Source organism: Pseudomonas frederiksbergensis, assembly GCF_035751725.1.
Classification (GTDB): Bacteria; Pseudomonadota; Gammaproteobacteria; order Pseudomonadales; family Pseudomonadaceae; genus Aquipseudomonas; species Aquipseudomonas frederiksbergensis_A.
Window position 1 is genome coordinate 2,118,995 of sequence record NZ_CP142104.1, and the last position, 16,843, is coordinate 2,135,837.

A 16,843-nucleotide genomic window follows, 5' to 3' on the forward strand; every position below is an offset into this window, starting at 1 on the left:
CGGCCCCGCAGGTTTAGGCCTGTGGGAGCCTTATTCAGTCGTCTCGATCATGCTCGGGTAGCGTTCGAACGCCTGCTTGACGAAGTTCTGCGCGGCTTGCGTTCCCAGTTCCTTGACCAGTAGCTCAATGCTGATGATCGCCAGTTCTTCCGGGCTGCCTGGGCTGTATGAGCTGTGACCCTGCGCCCATTTTGCGTTGATGGTGGCTTCGATGCTGACGATGCTCATGGCGGGGCTCGCAGGTTGGGAGGTCTGTAGGCTGAGTTAACCATTTTTGAAGTGCGTTTGGCAGTGCGACTTAGGCATCAGGCGAGCCCTGTGCGACACTCGGTTTTTTATTTTTCGCGGGAGCCCCAGCGTGCAGATCGACTTGAAGGATCCTGAGAAATTCACCCTGGAGGCGGTGCGTGATCTGCTGGCTTGCGCCAGTGATGACGAGCATACCCAGTTGCGTGTGACCAAGGACGGTATCGCCTATATTTCTTCAGGTGTCGTAGGGGGCGCCGACATCCAGGGTTTGCTGTTCCGGCTTGAAACGTGGGCGAAGGGCTCGGGGTACGTCGGAAAAATCGCGGCAAGCGATGAGGTCTGGGTCATGCAGATCTACAACGCATTGAAAGAGAACTGGCCGAACCCGCCTTTCGATTACATCGACATTTACTAAGTGCCATTCATATTCAGTCACGATTCAGCAGTGAACAGTGGGCAGGGCTCAGGCAAACTGCCGTTTTTTCCGAGTGAGGGCACGATGATGGCCTTGGTGTTGAAACCAAGTTTCGTTTGGGTTGTCGCACGCTCTCTGGTAATTCATTGAAAAAGGAGGCTTCATGCCTTGGAAGCTCGCGTCATTGAGTACTTTGCTGGCCGCTGCGCTCTTGAGCGGTTGCAGCAGCACGTCCGAATCGACCCCTGATCCTGTGGCGGCCGACACCGGGCACAGCCGCTGCGAGGCGAAGGCTGCCGAGTTCGCGATTGGAAAGCAGGCCTCGCCCCAGTTGCTGGAACAGGCACGAACCCGTTCCGGTGCGCAAAACGCCCGTATCCTCAAGCCCAACGACATGGTGACGCTTGAGTACCGTTCCGATCGCCTGAATCTCAACACCGATGCGAACCTGGTGGTCAACCGGGTGAATTGCGGCTAAGGGCTTTTTAGCTGGCCATAAAAAACCCCGTCACATGGACGGGGTTTTTTTAGCGCGCCGGGAAATTACTCTGGGCGAACTTGTGCAGCTTGCATACCCTTTTGGCCTTTCTCAGCCACGAAGGAAACGGTCTGGCCTTCTTTCAGGCTTTTGAAACCGTCGCTTTCGATAGCTTTGAAGTGTACGAACAGGTCGTCACCGCCACCTTGAGGAGTGATGAAGCCGAAGCCTTTTTCATCGTTGAACCATTTAACGGTGCCGGTTTGGCGATTAGACATGGTGTATCTCCAAGAAACATATATTTTCAGTGTACTGTGCTGCTCAGGCCAACTGGGCACACCCGGGTATCATAGTCGAAATGTTCGATTTGGGAGCCCCCCGGACGAGCTGTTTGCCAATCAGTCGTGTTTTCTTTACCGTCGGATCGGGCTGAAAGCCCCGGTTTAAAAGGCTTTCAGCCGAACGTAAAGACATTAAAAAAAGCTGAAAAACCTGCGTAAATCGTAGGAAAAAGCGCTTATTCAAGCCTTTTTATCCCTGTCAGGCGCCTTCCCAGCGCCCAATTCCTTATTTTTTCGCCGGCGAATTAGCCTTGCATTTAGCGATCTGGCCGAGTGCTTTCTGTTGCAGTTCCGGGGTGGCCTTGTTGTCCATCAACGCCTGGATATCCCTGGCTGGGTAGGATTTGATCGCGTCGGCGCCGCAGGCACAGTGGGATTTGGCGGCTGCCGCGCCGATCTGTGGCGTTGCCGTCTGGGTGCACTGGGCCATGTATTTTTCGCGCTCGCCTTTTGGCCATTCGGCATGGGCGGTCAATGGCAACAGCAGGGCGAGTGGGCCGACTACTGCGAAAAACGTGTTCAGACGCATGCTGGGATGCTCCTTTCGGGTCGATGTCTTGTTATCTGAGGGGTTGCAGGCGCTTCAGTTCAGCACTTTGGCATAAAAGCCGGGGTTTTACGCTCGCTTGAATGCAAGCGCGGCGATGACCGTTCATCTGTGCTAGGATGCCGGGCTCGGGTATTTTTCAGGCTCCGGATGACGACAGGTCCCGGTGGCGGTAAATGTTCGATTAACCCTGATTTGAATCCCAGTCACTCTGGTTCGGTTTTCCCGGTTGGCCGCAAGGCTCCTGCCGCTGTAAGGCAGGCGTTCGTCATTGAATGGCCTGGACTGGATCTTGTACTGGCTCATCCCAACCCACGTGACCTTTGGTAGGGGTCACCACTAGGAGAGGAGGCGCCATGCCAACTATTACTCTTCCCGACGGCAGTCAACGTTCATTCGACCACCCGGTTTCCGTAGCCGAGGTCGCCGCATCCATTGGCGCGGGCCTGGCCAAGGCCACCCTGGCCGGCAAGGTAAACGGCAAACTGGTCGATGCCAGTGATGTCATCGACAGCGATGCCACGCTGCAAATCATCACGCCAAAGGATGAAGAGGGGCTGGAGATCATTCGCCACTCTTGCGCACATCTGGTCGGCCATGCGGTCAAGCAGCTGTACCCGAGCGCGAAGATGGTCATCGGGCCGGTCATCGACGAAGGCTTCTATTACGACATTGCCTTCGAGCGTCCTTTTACCCCGGACGACATGGCAGCGATCGAACAGCGCATGCAGCAGCTGATCGAAAAAGATTACGACGTCATCAAGAAAGTCACTCCGCGCGCCGAAGTCATCGAAGTATTCAAGGCCCGTGGCGAGGATTACAAGCTGCGTCTGGTTGAAGACATGCCGGACGAGCAGGCCATGGGCCTGTACTACCACGAAGAATACGTCGACATGTGCCGTGGCCCCCACGTGCCGAACACACGTTTCCTCAAATCCTTCAAGCTGACCAAGCTGTCCGGCGCCTACTGGCGTGGCGATGCGAAGAACGAGCAATTGCAGCGCGTCTACGGCACCGCCTGGGCGGATAAGAAGCAACTTGCCGCCTACATCCAGCGTATCGAAGAAGCCGAGAAACGCGATCACCGCAAGATCGGCAAGCGCCTGGGCCTTTTCCATACCCAGGAAGAATCTCCGGGCATGGTGTTCTGGCACCCGAACGGCTGGACGATGTATCAGGTGCTCGAGCAGTACATGCGCCAGGTCCAGCGTGAAAACGGCTATCTGGAAATCAAGACGCCGCAAGTGGTCGACCGTAGCCTGTGGGAGAAATCCGGGCACTGGGCCAACTACGCCGACAACATGTTCACCACCCAGTCGGAAAACCGCGACTACGCCATCAAGCCAATGAACTGCCCTTGCCATGTGCAAGTGTTCAATCAAGGCCTGAAGAGCTACCGTGAGTTGCCGATGCGCCTGGCCGAGTTCGGTGCCTGCCACCGTAACGAGCCATCGGGCGCGCTGCACGGCATCATGCGCGTGCGGGCATTTACCCAGGATGACGCGCACATCTTCTGCACCGAAGAGCAGATGCAGGCCGAATCCGCTGCGTTCATCAAGCTGACCATGGACGTCTATCGCGACTTCGGCTTCACCGAAGTCGAAATGAAGCTGTCCACTCGTCCGGAAAAGCGCGTCGGTTCCGACGAGCTGTGGGATCGCGCCGAGGCCGCCCTGGCCGCCGCCCTTGATAGCGCAGGCCTTGCATACGATCTGCAGCCGGGCGAGGGCGCTTTCTACGGTCCGAAAATTGAATTCTCGCTGAAAGATTGCCTCGGTCGCGTCTGGCAATGTGGTACCTTGCAGCTCGATTTCAACCTGCCGATCCGTCTGGGCGCTGAATATGTGTCCGAAGACAACAGCCGCAAGCACCCGGTCATGCTTCACCGCGCGATCCTCGGTTCCTTCGAGCGTTTCGTCGGGATCTTGATCGAACATTACGAGGGCGCGTTCCCCGCGTGGCTGGCGCCGACCCAGGCAGTGATCATGAATATCACTGATAAACAGGCAGATTTTGCCGCCGAGGTCGAAAAAACTCTCAATCAAAGCGGATTTCGTGCCAAGTCCGACTTGAGAAATGAAAAGATCGGCTTTAAAATCCGCGAGCATACTTTGCTCAAGGTTCCCTTTCTCTTGGTTATCGGAGATCGGGAGGTCGAGATGCAGACTGTCGCTGTGCGTACTCGTGAAGGTGCTGACCTGGGCTCGATGCCCGTCGCCGAATTCGCTGAGTTTCTCGCGCAAGCGGTTTCCCGGCGTGGTCGCCCAGATTCGGAGTAATTATTATTAAGCGTGAAATGAGACAAGATAAACGAGCTGCACCGAAAGCCCCGATCAACGAGAATATCTCGGCACGCGAGGTTCGGTTAATTGGCGCTGATGGCGAGCAGATTGGCATCGTCTCGATTGATGAAGCGCTTCGTATTGCTGAAGAAGCAAAGCTTGATCTGGTGGAAATCTCCGCCGACGCAGTCCCACCCGTTTGCCGGGTGATGGACTACGGCAAGTCGATCTTCGAGAAAAAGAAGCAGATTGCCGCGGCGAAGAAAAACCAGAAGCAGATTCAGGTAAAAGAAATCAAGTTTCGTCCAGGGACGGAGGAAGGGGATTACCAGGTAAAACTGCGCAACCTGGTACGTTTCCTGAGTGACGGGGACAGGGCCAAGGTATCCTTGCGATTCCGCGGCCGTGAGATGGCCCACCAGGAGCTGGGGATGGAACTCCTCAAGCGGGTTGAACAAGACCTGCTCGAGTACGGTTCGGTCGAACAGCATCCTAAGATGGAAGGACGCCAGCTGATAATGGTCATCGCCCCGAAAAAGAAGAAGTAATCACCAGGGCACGGCAGGCCTTGCGATTATGTTTATCAACTGAATGCGGAGTATCCGAACATGCCAAAGATGAAAACCAAAAGTGGTGCTGCTAAGCGGTTTCTGAAAACTGCTAACGGCATCAAGCACAAGCACGCTTTCAAGAGCCACATCCTGACCAAAATGTCGACCAAGCGTAAGCGTCAACTGCGCGGTAGCAGCTTGCTGCATCCGTCTGACGTGGCAAAAGTCGAGCGCATGCTGCGCCTTCGTTAATTTTTGGATCAAGAATAGAGGAAGTAACTCATGGCTCGTGTAAAGCGTGGCGTCATTGCCCGTAAGCGTCACAAGAAAATTATGAAACTTGCCAAAGGCTACTACGGTGCGCGTTCCCGCGTATTCCGTGTTGCCAAGCAAGCCGTAATCAAGGCAGGCCAATACGCCTACCGTGACCGTCGTCAGAAAAAACGTCAGTTCCGCGCTCTGTGGATCGCTCGTATCAACGCTGGTGCTCGTACCTACGGTCTGTCCTACAGCCGTTTCATCGCCGGCCTGAAAAAAGCGTCCATCGAGATCGACCGTAAGGTTCTGGCTGATCTGGCAGTGAACGAAAAAGCGGCGTTTGCTGCGATTGTCGAGAAAGCTAAAGCCACCTTGGCTTAAGTACCCCCGGCAGTCACCGGGGCTCACCTCTGTGGGCCCGGGTGTCAAACGTCATAAATAGGGGAAGAGCCTTAAAGCTCTTCCCCTATTTTGTATCTGGAGTCTGTACATGGAAAACCTGGACGCGCTGGTCGCTCAAGCACTAGAGGCTGTGCAAAGCGCTGAAGATATCAATGCCCTGGAGCAAATCCGGGTTCACTACCTTGGCAAGAAAGGCGAGTTGACTCAGGTGATGAAGACCCTGGGGAACCTGCCGGCCGAAGAGCGTCCGCAGGTCGGTGCGCTGATCAATGTCGCCAAGGAGCGTGTCACAGAAGTCCTCAATGCGCGCAAGGCGCTGTTCGAGGAGGCGGACCTGGCTGCCAAGCTCGCCGCCGAGTCCATCGACGTGACCCTGCCTGGCCGTGGCCAGGCTTCTGGGGGCCTGCATCCGGTGACCCGCACCCTGGAACGCATCGAGCAGTTCTTCACCCGTATCGGCTACGGCATTGCCGAGGGGCCTGAGGTCGAAGACGACTATCACAACTTCGAGGCGCTCAACATCCCAGGCCATCACCCGGCCCGGTCGATGCATGACACCTTCTATTTCAATGCCAACATGCTGTTGCGCACCCATACCTCGCCGGTACAGGTCCGCACCATGGAATCGCAGCAGCCGCCGATCCGCATCGTCTGCCCAGGCCGTGTGTACCGCAGTGACTCCGATATCACCCATTCGCCGATGTTCCACCAGGTCGAAGGCCTGCTGGTAGATCGCGACATCAATTTCGCCGACCTGAAAGGAACTATCGAAGAGTTCCTGCGGGTGTTCTTCGAGAAAGAACTGGCCGTGCGTTTCCGTCCTTCGTACTTCCCATTCACCGAGCCATCGGCCGAAGTCGACATGGAATGCGTGATGTGCAGCGGCAAGGGTTGCCGCGTCTGCAAGCAGACCGGTTGGCTGGAAGTCATGGGTTGCGGCATGGTCCATCCGAACGTGTTGCGCATGTCCGGGATCGACCCGGAAGAATTCTCGGGCTTTGCTTTCGGCATGGGTGTCGAGCGCCTGGCCATGCTGCGTTACGGCGTGAACGACTTGCGTCTGTTCTTCGACAACGACTTGCGGTTCCTCGCGCAATTTCGCTAGTCGTAACGAATCTTTAGGAGAGCAGGATGAAATTCAGTGAACAATGGCTGCGCGGCTGGGTTAGCCCGCAGGTAAGCCAGGACGAGCTGGTTGCTCGCCTGTCGATGGCCGGCCTCGAGGTCGATAGTGTGACGCCGGCCGCCGGTGCATTCAGCGGCGTAGTGGTGGGGGAAGTGCTGAGCACCGAGCAGCACCCTGACGCCGACAAACTGCGGGTTTGCCAGGTCAGCAACGGCGCGGAAACTTTCCAGGTCGTGTGCGGTGCGCCAAACGTGCGCCCGGGCCTGAAGATCCCGTTCGCCATGATCGGCGCCGAACTGCCGGGTGATTTCAAGATCAAGAAAGCCAAGCTGCGCGGCGTCGAATCCAACGGCATGTTGTGTTCCCAGGCCGAGCTGCAGATTGGCGAAGGCAATGATGGCCTGATGGAGCTGCCAGCGGATGCGCCGGTTGGCAAGGACATCCGTGAATACCTGGGGCTGGACGATGCGAGCATCGAAGTCGACCTGACGCCAAATCGCGGCGACTGCCTGTCGGTGGCTGGCCTGGCCCGTGAAGTCGGTGCGTTGTACGCCGCCCCGGTCACTCGCCCGATCGTCGCGAACGTTTCGGCCGTGCACGACGAAGTCCGTCCGGTGGAAGTCCTGGCACCGACCGCATGCCCGCGTTATCTGGGTCGCGTGATTCGTAACGTCGACCTGTCCAGGCCGACGCCGCTGTGGATGGTCGAGCGCCTGCGACGCTCCGAGGTGCGGAGCATCGACGCGGCCGTCGACATTACCAACTATGTAATGCTTGAGCTGGGTCAGCCGCTGCACGCATTCGATCTCGCCGAAATCAACGGCGGCATCCGTGTGCGCATGGCCGAGGAAGGCGAAAAGCTGGTATTGCTCGATGGCCAGGAAGTGGCCCTGCGCAGCGATACACTGGTGATCGCCGACCATACCCGCGCCTTGGCGATTGCCGGCGTGATGGGCGGTGAGCACAGTGGTGTCTGCGCCACGACCCGTGATGTATTCCTTGAAAGCGCATTCTTCGACCAGATCGCCGTCGCCGGCAAGGCTCGCTCCTATGGCCTGCACACCGACGCCTCGCACCGCTATGAGCGTGGCGTGGACTGGCAACTGGCCCGTGAAGCCATGGAGCGCGCCACTGGCCTGCTGCTGGAAATCACCGGTGGCGAAGCCGGCCCGATCATCGAGACCGTCAGCGAGCAGCACCTGCCGAAGATCGCACCGGTTACCCTGCGCGCCCAGCGCATCACCCAGATGCTCGGCATGGAAATGGACCCGGCCGAAGTCGAGCGCCTGCTCGGCGCCTTGGGGCTGACCATCCGTGCCGATGGGGAAGGGCAATGGCAAGTCGAAGTACCAAGCCATCGCTTCGATATCAGCCTGGAAGTCGACCTGATCGAAGAGCTGGCCCGCCTGTACGGTTACAACCGCCTGCCGGTTCGCTACCCGCAAGCGCGCCTGGCCCCACAGGCCAAGGCCGAAGCTCGCAGCGACCTGCCAGAGTTGCGTCGCCTGCTCGTGGCTCGTGGGTATCAGGAGGCGATCACCTACAGTTTCATCGATCCGCGTCAGTTTGAACTGTTCAACCCAGGCGTCCAGCCGCTGCTGCTGGCCAACCCGATCTCCAATGACATGGCGGCCATGCGCTCGTCGCTGTGGCCGGGCCTGGTCAAGTCGCTTCAGCACAACCTGAACCGCCAACAGGATCGGGTGCGCTTGTTCGAAAGCGGCCTGCGCTTCGTGGGGCAGTTGGATGGCTTGAAGCAGGAACCGATGCTGGCCGGTGTCGTATGTGGCAGCCGCCTGCCGGAAGGTTGGGCACAAGGCCGTGATGGCGTGGACTTCTTCGACGTCAAGGCTGATGTGGAAGCGGTGCTGGGCTTTGCCGGTGCGCTCGACGCGTTCACTTTCGTTCCAGGCAAGCATCCGGCGCTGCACCCAGGCCAGACCGCGCGCATCGAGCGAGACGGCCGCGAAGTCGGTTACGTCGGCGCGATCCACCCTGAACTGTCCAAAACCCTGGGTCTCGACCGTCCAGTCTTCGTTTTCGAGCTGGTCCTGGCCGAAGTCGCCCAGGGAAAAATGCCGAAATTCCAAGAGTTATCGCGCTTTCCTGAAGTGCGTCGCGACCTCGCCCTGGTGGCCGATGTTGGCGTTGCATCCAGTGCCGTACTGGCAGTAATTCGTGAAAATGCAGGCGAGTGGCTGACGGACCTCAGGCTATTTGACGTGTATCAGGGTAAAGGCATTGATCCGCATAGAAAAAGCCTTGCAGTCGGCTTGACCTGGCAGCATCCATCGCGCACTCTTAATGACGATGAGGTGAATACCGCAACGCAGAACATCCTCACCTCGCTCGAACACAGGTTGAACGCCACGTTAAGGAAGTGACGTATGGGGGCTCTGACGAAAGCTGAGATGGCGGAACGTCTGTATGAGGAGTTGGGCCTGAATAAACGGGAGGCCAAAGAATTGGTCGAACTGTTTTTCGAAGAAATCAGGCACGCTCTCGAAGACAACGAGCAGGTCAAGTTGTCCGGTTTTGGCAACTTCGACCTTCGGGACAAACGCCAGCGGCCTGGCCGCAATCCGAAAACGGGGGAAGAAATCCCGATCACGGCTCGCCGTGTGGTCACCTTTCGTCCAGGGCAGAAGTTGAAGGCCCGAGTTGAGGCTTATGCTGGAACCAAGTCATAACGACGAGCTACCCGTCATCCCAGGCAAACGCTACTTCACCATTGGTGAAGTCAGCGAGCTGTGTGCGGTCAAACCGCATGTGCTGCGCTATTGGGAGCAGGAGTTTCCTCAGCTCAACCCGGTCAAGCGCCGCGGAAACCGCCGGTATTATCAGCGCCAGGACGTGCTGATGATCCGGCAGATCCGCGCGCTGCTGTACGACCAGGGGTTCACCATCGGCGGCGCGCGCCTGCGCCTCTCCGGTGACGAGGCCAAGGACGACACAACCCAGTACAAACAAATGATCCGCCAGATGATCGCCGAGCTCGAAGATGTGCTGGTGGTGCTCAAGAAATAAATTTCTGCTTTTAAATACTTCCAGTTTTCAAAAGCTTGCGATATATTCCTGAGCGTTCCGTTGAGAAGCGGAACAAGATTCACGCCTAGTCGGGGCGTAGCGCAGTCCGGTAGCGCACTAGCATGGGGTGCTAGGGGTCGAGTGTTCGAATCACTCCGTCCCGACCATATTTTTCAATGACTTAGCCCAACTTTTACGAGTTGGGCTTTTTCATGGGCGTGACTTTTACGGGACTCCGTCCCGGCTCCTCAGCCGGGCTTTTATTTTCCGCGGTAGACCTCATTTCCCCCCAGTCACATCAAGAAACGTCCCCGTCACAAACGATGCCTCCCCACTCGCCAGCCATAGAATGGCCCGCGCCACTTCCTCCGGTTGGCCGCCACGCCCCATCGGGATGGAGTCCTTTACGCGATCGACCCGTCCCGGCTCGCCGCCGCTGGCGTGCATGTCGGTGTAGATGTGCCCGGGGCGGATGCAGTTGACGCGGATGCCTTCCCGCGCCACCTCTTTGGCGAACCCGATGGTAAATGTTTCGAGCGCCCCCTTTGACGCTGCATAGTCGACATATTCATGGGGGCTACCGAGGCGCGCCGATGCCGAGGAAATATTGATCACGACCCCGCCCGGGCCGTTGTGGCGGTAGGCCATGCGCTTCACCGCCTGCTGGGCGCAGAGGATCGGGCCGATGGCGTTGACTGCGAAGATGCGCTGCATGCGCTCGAAGGCGAGGTCTTCCAGGCGTGACTGGGCCGACAGTACCCCGGCGTTGTTGACCAGGACGTCGATGCGTCCGAACGAGCGGTCGATGGCTGTGAATAAATCGGCGACCTGTGTGGGCTGCGAACTGTCCGCGCGGACGGCCAACGCGCGCCGTCCCATGGCCTCGACATCTGCCACCACTGCCAGCGCGGCGGGCTCGTTGGCGACGTAGCTGATGGCAACGTCGTAGCCTTGTGCGGCGGCGAGCCGCGCGGTGGCGGCACCCACGCCGCGGCTTCCGCCGGTTATCAGGATCAGGGGTGTCTGCGAAGTCTTAGCCATTGGAAGTTTCCTCCTGAGCAGTGGGTCGGGTCAGCCGATGATGAAGATGCCGCTGGAGATCACCACGCACGCCAGGACCCGGCGGCCGGTGAGTGTCTCGCCGAGGAACAGATAGCCGATCAATACCGCGAACAACACGCTGGTCTCGCGCAATGCCGATACCGCGCCCAGAGGCGCTTCGTTCATGGCGTAAATGACAATTGCGTAGGCGAGCAGAGAGACCAGCCCGCCGACCGAGGCGGCGAGTATTCCGGGGCGGACGCAGAACAAGCTGCGGGCATCGCGCAGGCCGATGTACACCAGGGGCATCAACACACCCCACAAGGCGCACATCCATACCGTGTAGGCCAGCGGCGCGCCGGAGAGCCTGGCCCCAATGCCGTCGACGACGCTGTAGGCCGCGATGAAACAACCCGTTCCCAGGGCGTAGGGCAGGCTGGGAACCGACAGGCTGCGTCCCCGGAAGGCCAGCGAAATGATTCCGCCCGACACCAGCCCGATACCGAGCAGTTCGCCGGGGGTAATGCTTTCTCCGGCAAAGACTGCGGCCCCGAGCGTGATCAGCGCCGGTGACGAGCCACGTGAGATCGGATAGATCTGCCCCAGGTCGCCGACCCGGTAGCTGCGTACCAAAAACAGGTTGTAGCCGACATGCAGCAATGCCGAAAGCATCCCATAGCCCCAGCTGGCCGGCGCTGGTGCCACCATGAACACTGCAGCGATGACACTGGCGATGGCGATGACGATACACATCACGGTCATTGACCAGAGTCGATCCGAGCCGCCACGCAGCAGGGCGTTCCAGCTGGCATGCAGGAGCGCGGCGAACAGAACCAGCAGGACGATGTGAATAGGCATGGTCGCCATTCTAGGCAACCCGACGGGCGGACTTACAGAGAAGTCTCTTCATTGCTTCATGAGTAAAGCCTCATGCATCAGTCATAGGCGTCTTGAACTTTCAACGCCTCGCTGGTCAACCATTGGCGAAAGCTGACGATGTGCGGTTGCGATTCGATGCCCTTGGGGCAGACAAAATAATAGGCAAGCGGCGATGGGTACGGCACCTCGAACAACCGCACCAGCCGACCATCGCTGATTTCGGTTTCAACATGGCCGCTGCGGACCAAGGCAACCCCTTGTCCGAGCAGCGCCGCCTCCACCGTCATGTTGGTGTCGCCGAACCTGACGCTCTCCTTGAGCGGCAAGAACTCCAGCCCGATCTTTTGAAACCAGTCCTCCCATTTCGGTACCAGCTCGGCGCCATCGCGGGTCAGCAGCGGGTAATGCAGCAGTTCGGCGGGGCTGTTTGGCGCGCCGAAGCGCTGCAGCAGATCGGGACTTGCCACGGGGAACACCTGCTCGCCGAACAGGAACTCGGAGTACAGGCCGGGGTAGTTGCCTTTGCCGAGCCGGATCGCGACGTCGGCTTGGGCGCTGGAGAAATGGATGATCTTGTCCGTGGTGTCCAGCGAGACCAGCAGTTCTGGATAGTGGCGGGAAAGCCCCGGCAAGCGTGGCAACAGCCATTTCAGTGCGAAGGAATAGGTGGTGCTGACTTCGAGCCTGACCCTGCCTTTTTGTTCACGCAGATCGCCCAGGGTCGCTTCCAGGCTCATGAAGAATTCCCGCACGATGGGTGCCAGCGTAGCCCCCGCTGCCGTGAGGGTGAGTGATTTGCCACGCTCGAACAACTGCAAACCCCAAAGCGCCTCCAGGTGCTTGAGCTGATGGCTGACTGCGCTCTGCGTCACATGCAGCTCCTGCGCCGCAGCGGTAAACGTGGGGTGTCGGGTGGCGACTTCAAAGGCACGCAACGTGGCGGTCGGTGGCAGGTCTCTCATCAAGGTATCCCGGCAATTCGGCGTAAAAGCGCATCATGAGTGTTAGCTCATGATAGAGCCATACCTTGAGTTGGTGCGGTTTCTAAGCGTGGGTCGCCGTATCGACCAGGGACTGCCGATACTGGGCTTCGTCGACTTCAGTCAGCGTTGCATAGCCGTCGTAGTGGTAGATCCGCTGGCTGTCTCGGGCATAACGCTCATTCAGGAATTCGAAGGTGGCCAGGTCGATACGCTTGGCGCTCACCGGCCTTCGATGGCAGAACAACTTGCGCGTGCCCAATTGCAGGAAATCGGGATGCGGCACGCGGACTTCGTCAGGGTCGAACGCTACATCAAGGGGCTTGCCCTCCGAGAGGATCAGTGCAGGGCTGACGGCGTAGGTACCGAGGATGCGGGTATCGGCGGGATGCAGGCGTCTTTTCGCCTCGCCGTAGTAATACACCGTGTCTTGGTCCTTCGCCCAGCCATGCCCACAGGACTCGAAAGTGGCAAGTTGTGCCTTACGAATCGGTTCGGGCGGATGATAGAAAATCCGGTGGCAGAACACGCTCTTGCCGTCCGTCAGGTAGGGCCCGCCGAGTTCGCGGAAACGCTCTACGGGCTCTTGGGAAAAACGTTCGGGCACTTGCTTTTCGGCGTTATGAAATGGGATCAGGTACAAACCCTGTGCATCGCCGCACAGGTGCTTGCCCAGCAACTTGAAACTTGCGGCGTCCAGCCCGTTGATGACACGCCGATGGAAATAAACCTGGCCGCCGACCTCGAAACCGAGGCCGACAGCCTGTAATGGCGCTGTTTCAGTGGGCGTTTGCTTGGTATCCGGCGATGCCTGTAAATCGTGCCACCAATAACCTTGCAACTGCGGATGGGCCTCGAAGTAGGGCGCCCATGCCTCTTGCATGGCTGTGTCGATGATCCCGCCAGAGCCCAGCGGGCCGTGCTTGTCGCCCGCCAGCACGGGCCAGTAGTCCTGGTCATTTTGACAGAGCTGAGTCACTACGAAGCTTTGCGCGTCGACATCCAAGCGTTGCTGGCGCCTGTAGACGTGTTGATGGTCGCGGTAATAATCGAACCCCAGGTGGCGGAAGCTCGGACCGTGGGCGCCACGCAGCCGGGTCCCTGCGGCGTAGACGAACGAGTCGTCCACGGCAAAATAATCATCTTCGCATTCACTGCTGCCGACCACGCGGCCGCACTCGTCGAACACCGGTTGGCAGCGCTTGAGCAGCCGGAAATCGCCAACGTAGCGGAGGGTTTTGCCGGTCAGGTAATAGGCGCGCCGGCTGTCCTTGGCGTAGCGTTCGTTGAGTACGGTGAAAGTTGCCAGGTCGGCATTGTCGATGCGGTAGAAGTATTCATAGGAAACGCTCGAGCCCTGCTGCGCTTGCACGACGATTGATTGCCCATCCGTTCCCCAGCGTTGGGCGAGCATTTGGAAACCGTCCGGGTTTTCGATCGGCAGCGGTGTGCCGTCCTTCTGGTGCAAAGGCTTGAAGCCCTTGTAGACCTGATCATCGATGACTCGATAGGCCGGGTGGTTGCAATACCGCACCCGGGCCGGGGCGCTGGCGATGAATTGCCCTTGCAAAAAGATACTCACCCCGTCGCTGAACAGAGCAGAGGATGAAGTCACCGAGGCTGGCGATGATGCCAGCAGCGCCAGGCTGTCGTGTCGTGCCGCCCGGATCCGGGTGATGTCGTAGTCGCCGAACCAATAGGCACCCGTCCGATCACGCAAGTACTGGTGGCCGAGGCTTTCCAGCCCCTCGTCGAACCGAAACGGCAGCGCATGAAGCGCGTGGTAGCCGTGGCGCGCGCGATAGGAGGGAAGCAAGTAGTAATCGCCTCGAGCATCGCGCAACAGCCAAGGGTTGCGCCGATGCCGCCAGATAGGCTGGCCGGCAAGGAGGGGCGAGGGAGGATAGTGCCCCTCACTGGCAAATCGTGCTATCGCGTCGGGGCGTGCGCCTTCAGGGTCGAGCAGGATGTACACATCGGGCACTCGCCCGTCGCCCAGCAGCACACCGTCCGCGAACGCGAAGCCTTGATGCCATTCGAGGTCGAGCGGCTCCCAGTCGACAAGACCGGTGTCTGTGTCTGTCATGTTGCTGCGACCTGAATATGGAGCCAAGCCGGTGATGTTGCGCGGGAGCGGTTGTCCAGCGCCGTGGCGATCCTGTGTATAGTGCCGACCCTGATATTGTCGATGTTGAAACGGGGACCAATACCTGTCTTCTTCCCACCCTCGGCTGTGTTGTTCATCGAAAATAAATGCCCTATTACCAAAGGAATAATGATGTCATCGACAAGGATTTTCAGGGTGTCGCTGTGCCTGGCGGGCTTCGCTTTTACTGGGAGCTCTCTGGCGAATCAGCAAGAGGAAGAGCATCAATGGTCAGTGACAATGGTCGCGATGGAGCAAGTTTGCAACAAAACCAACCCAGGCCTGAACGGCGACGTCGAGAATGCGATGGCCTCCGACCCCAAGATCGATGAGGCAAAAAAGTCGCAAGTCAGGAAAATCAAATCCGACCCCTCCTATAAACTCGAGGTGGCAAGCATCACGAGCACCATCCTCAAATCTCCGCTTGCTGCCATGGCGCAGGATATGTGCAAGGAGTACGCGCCGAAATGACTCGGTTTCCTCTGCGCGATAATTGGCGCCGGGAGCTCCGGGGATAAAAGGCTCAGACTCTCCGCCAGTTCATCGGGTGAGAACAGCATGGTCATCGACAGAAAAATCAACGCAGCATCCGTTCGTCTGCAGGCACTGGACCCCCTCGATTCCGCCCTGGAGCTCCTGCACTTCGGCTTCCGTGGCTTGACCGCTGACGCCGATGCTTTCCTGCAAACCCAGGGCCTGTCCCGCGTGCACCATCGCATCTTGTACATCATCGCCCGGGCAGACGAAGTCAACGTAGGCGACCTGGCGATCACGCTTGGTGTCAGCAAGCAGGCGATGCACAGGCCGTTGACGCACCTGTTCGAGCGTGAGCTGGTTTGCTACACACGCCAGCCTGAACGCCACCGCTTCAAGCTGCTGGCCCTCACCGAGCAGGGCCAGGCGCTTGAGCACCAGGCGTCCGAGCTGGAGCGCCAGACCTTGCGCCAGGCGTTCGCGCAAACCGACTTCCTGGGTCAAGATGCCTGGACGAAAGTAATGCAGGCCTTGGCCGAGCGCCTCAACTGAGCCTCAAGTGATGCGCTCGCGCACTACGATACATTTGGCCAACGGTTGCACCAGTGCTTCGGTGGCGTCTTCGCACGATACGATGGTCGGGCTCACCAGCAGCGGATCGCAGCGTCCGCTGCCGACCAGCTCGAACACCTTGGGAATGTGCGGGCGCACATTGCAGACGCCCACCGACAGGGTCACGTCGCGCAGGTACATGCCGAACAAGGGAATCTTCGGGTCGTCGAAAATAATACCGATGCATGAGCAATGACCACCGGGGGCGAGAGCCAGCAGACCCCGATGCAACGCCTGCGGGTCACGCGTAGCGGAGACCACCACGTCGTAACGCTCATCCAGCACCTGGCCGGGGTCGACATTGGCGCCGCTGCGTTGGGCAAGGTCCAGTCGGTAGGGATTGTCGTCCAGATAATCGACACTTGCCGCCCCCGCGGCCACCGCCATCTGCACCGCCAGGACTCCCAGGCTCTCCGTGCCGCCGACCACCAGCACGCGGGCATCCGGGCGCGAGGCGATAGGTCGGCTGGCGGCGACCCAGGCGTCGGTCAGGTTGTCGCTGGCGCTGGCGACGGCCAACGGATTCAGGCCGGGCGGCAGTGGCACCAACATCGCATCGGCGAAGGGCACCAGGACCACTTCGGAGAACAGGCCGCCCCAGTGTCCGCCCGCCGGGACGCCGAAGGCCGCATGTCGAGCCACGGCGGTGCAAGCGGTGGCCCGCCCGGCAAGGCACTGGCGGCACTCGCCGCAGGCGATTTTCCACGGCACCGACACCAGGTCGCCGCGACGCACGCCGGTGACCTCGTCGCCGACCTCCAGCACTTCAGCGACACATTCGTGGCCCAAGGCAAACGGCGGCTTGAACGGCGTGAGACCGGCGATCAAGCGCCGATCGAGGTCGCAGGATGCCGAGGCGATGGGCCGCACCAGGGCACTGCGCGGGCTGGTCAATAGGGGGGACGGCACGTTCACCCAGGCCAGTTGGCCGGGGTGCTGGACGACAAGCTCTTTCATGGTCTTGCTCCTACGCCTTGGGTATGCCGCTAACCTAGGGGTGGACTGTGTTAACGTCAACGATGTTGATGTGACAAA

Annotated in this window: 20 protein-coding genes and 1 tRNA gene; 13 read left to right on the top strand and 8 right to left on the bottom strand. The window is 59.2% G+C overall.

From position 1 onward, the window contains the following. Positions 1–30 precede the first annotated feature (30 nt). On the bottom strand, positions 31–228 hold the full coding sequence (locus VQ575_RS09490; RefSeq protein WP_039592827.1) for a hypothetical protein: 198 nt from the start codon (positions 226–228) through the stop codon (positions 31–33). Positions 229–358: 130 nt separating this feature from the next. Here VQ575_RS09490 and VQ575_RS09495 point away from each other — a divergent pair, with 130 nt between their 5' ends. Both VQ575_RS09495 and VQ575_RS09500 read left to right on the top strand, forming a co-directional pair. Then, a complete protein-coding gene (locus VQ575_RS09495; RefSeq protein WP_039592828.1) occupies positions 359–664 on the top strand; it encodes a hypothetical protein in 306 nt (101 codons plus the stop codon). A 163-nt stretch (positions 665–827) separates the two neighbouring features. Continuing rightward, entirely contained in the window at positions 828–1,142 is a 315-nt protein-coding gene (locus tag VQ575_RS09500; RefSeq protein WP_039592829.1) for an I78 family peptidase inhibitor, read from the top strand. A 65-nt stretch (positions 1,143–1,207) separates the two neighbouring features. On the opposite strand, the gene VQ575_RS09505 is transcribed toward VQ575_RS09500, so the two are convergent. After that, the gene (locus VQ575_RS09505; RefSeq protein ID WP_003179963.1) at positions 1,208–1,420 is read right to left on the bottom strand and encodes a cold-shock protein; all 213 of its coding nucleotides are present in this window, start codon (positions 1,418–1,420) and stop codon (positions 1,208–1,210) included. Positions 1,421–1,709: 289 nt separating this feature from the next. Beyond that, positions 1,710–2,012 carry a hypothetical protein gene (locus tag VQ575_RS09510; protein WP_039592830.1) on the bottom strand — a complete coding sequence of 101 codons (303 nt, stop codon included), beginning with the start codon at positions 2,010–2,012 and terminating at the stop codon, positions 1,710–1,712. A 374-nt stretch (positions 2,013–2,386) separates the two neighbouring features. Here VQ575_RS09510 and thrS point away from each other — a divergent pair, with 374 nt between their 5' ends. From thrS to VQ575_RS09555, 9 genes are all read left to right on the top strand, one after another. After that, entirely contained in the window at positions 2,387–4,309 is a 1,923-nt protein-coding gene (thrS, locus tag VQ575_RS09515) for a threonine--tRNA ligase (RefSeq protein WP_024779373.1), read from the top strand. Further along, complete coding sequence (gene infC / locus VQ575_RS09520) at positions 4,309–4,860, top strand: translation initiation factor IF-3 (protein WP_169432615.1); 552 nt, start codon at positions 4,309–4,311, stop codon at positions 4,858–4,860. Before thrS ends, infC begins: the two co-directional genes overlap by 1 nt. 60 nt (positions 4,861–4,920) lie before the next feature. Then, positions 4,921–5,115 (top strand): 50S ribosomal protein L35, encoded by a 195-nt coding sequence (gene rpmI / locus VQ575_RS09525; protein ID WP_002553160.1) that lies wholly within the window; start codon positions 4,921–4,923, stop codon positions 5,113–5,115. A gap of 30 nt (positions 5,116–5,145) precedes the next feature. Next, complete coding sequence (gene rplT / locus VQ575_RS09530) at positions 5,146–5,502, top strand: 50S ribosomal protein L20 (protein WP_039592831.1); 357 nt, start codon at positions 5,146–5,148, stop codon at positions 5,500–5,502. Positions 5,503–5,611: 109 nt separating this feature from the next. Continuing rightward, positions 5,612–6,628, top strand: coding sequence for a phenylalanine--tRNA ligase subunit alpha (gene pheS, locus VQ575_RS09535; RefSeq protein ID WP_039592832.1), 1,017 nt, complete (start codon positions 5,612–5,614; stop codon positions 6,626–6,628). 26 nt (positions 6,629–6,654) lie between these two features. Continuing rightward, on the top strand, positions 6,655–9,033 hold the full coding sequence (gene pheT / locus VQ575_RS09540; RefSeq protein WP_045155604.1) for a phenylalanine--tRNA ligase subunit beta: 2,379 nt from the start codon (positions 6,655–6,657) through the stop codon (positions 9,031–9,033). Between the two features lie 3 nt (positions 9,034–9,036). Beyond that, positions 9,037–9,339, top strand: a complete 303-nt coding sequence (gene ihfA, locus VQ575_RS09545; RefSeq protein WP_002553164.1) for an integration host factor subunit alpha — start codon at positions 9,037–9,039, stop codon at positions 9,337–9,339. Further along, positions 9,320–9,676, top strand: coding sequence for a MerR family transcriptional regulator (locus VQ575_RS09550; protein ID WP_003179985.1), 357 nt, complete (start codon positions 9,320–9,322; stop codon positions 9,674–9,676). Before ihfA ends, VQ575_RS09550 begins: the two co-directional genes overlap by 20 nt. A 90-nt stretch (positions 9,677–9,766) precedes the next feature. Further along, positions 9,767–9,843: transfer RNA gene (locus VQ575_RS09555), tRNA-Pro, on the top strand. 112 nt (positions 9,844–9,955) lie between these two features. Here VQ575_RS09555 and VQ575_RS09560 read toward each other — a convergent pair. From VQ575_RS09560 to VQ575_RS09575, 4 genes are all read right to left on the bottom strand, one after another. Continuing rightward, the gene (locus tag VQ575_RS09560; protein ID WP_325919520.1) at positions 9,956–10,717 is read right to left on the bottom strand and encodes an SDR family oxidoreductase; all 762 of its coding nucleotides are present in this window, start codon (positions 10,715–10,717) and stop codon (positions 9,956–9,958) included. A gap of 30 nt (positions 10,718–10,747) precedes the next feature. Then, a complete protein-coding gene (locus VQ575_RS09565; RefSeq protein WP_325919521.1) occupies positions 10,748–11,575 on the bottom strand; it encodes a DMT family transporter in 828 nt (275 codons plus the stop codon). A 77-nt stretch (positions 11,576–11,652) separates the two neighbouring features. After that, positions 11,653–12,558 carry a transcriptional regulator GcvA gene (gene gcvA, locus VQ575_RS09570; protein ID WP_039592836.1) on the bottom strand — a complete coding sequence of 302 codons (906 nt, stop codon included), beginning with the start codon at positions 12,556–12,558 and terminating at the stop codon, positions 11,653–11,655. Positions 12,559–12,640: 82 nt separating this feature from the next. Continuing rightward, complete coding sequence (locus VQ575_RS09575) at positions 12,641–14,662, bottom strand: DKNYY domain-containing protein (protein ID WP_325919522.1); 2,022 nt, start codon at positions 14,660–14,662, stop codon at positions 12,641–12,643. A gap of 216 nt (positions 14,663–14,878) precedes the next feature. On the opposite strand from VQ575_RS09575, the gene VQ575_RS09580 reads away from it, so the two are divergent. Next, complete coding sequence (locus VQ575_RS09580; protein WP_325919523.1) at positions 14,879–15,193, top strand: hypothetical protein; 315 nt, start codon at positions 14,879–14,881, stop codon at positions 15,191–15,193. A gap of 87 nt (positions 15,194–15,280) precedes the next feature. Beyond that, positions 15,281–15,748 carry a MarR family winged helix-turn-helix transcriptional regulator gene (locus tag VQ575_RS09585; RefSeq protein ID WP_325919524.1) on the top strand — a complete coding sequence of 156 codons (468 nt, stop codon included), beginning with the start codon at positions 15,281–15,283 and terminating at the stop codon, positions 15,746–15,748. 3 nt (positions 15,749–15,751) lie between these two features. Here VQ575_RS09585 and VQ575_RS09590 read toward each other — a convergent pair whose 3' ends face one another. Further along, a complete protein-coding gene (locus VQ575_RS09590) occupies positions 15,752–16,765 on the bottom strand; it encodes a zinc-dependent alcohol dehydrogenase (protein ID WP_039592839.1) in 1,014 nt (337 codons plus the stop codon). Positions 16,766–16,843: the final 78 nt, after the last annotated feature.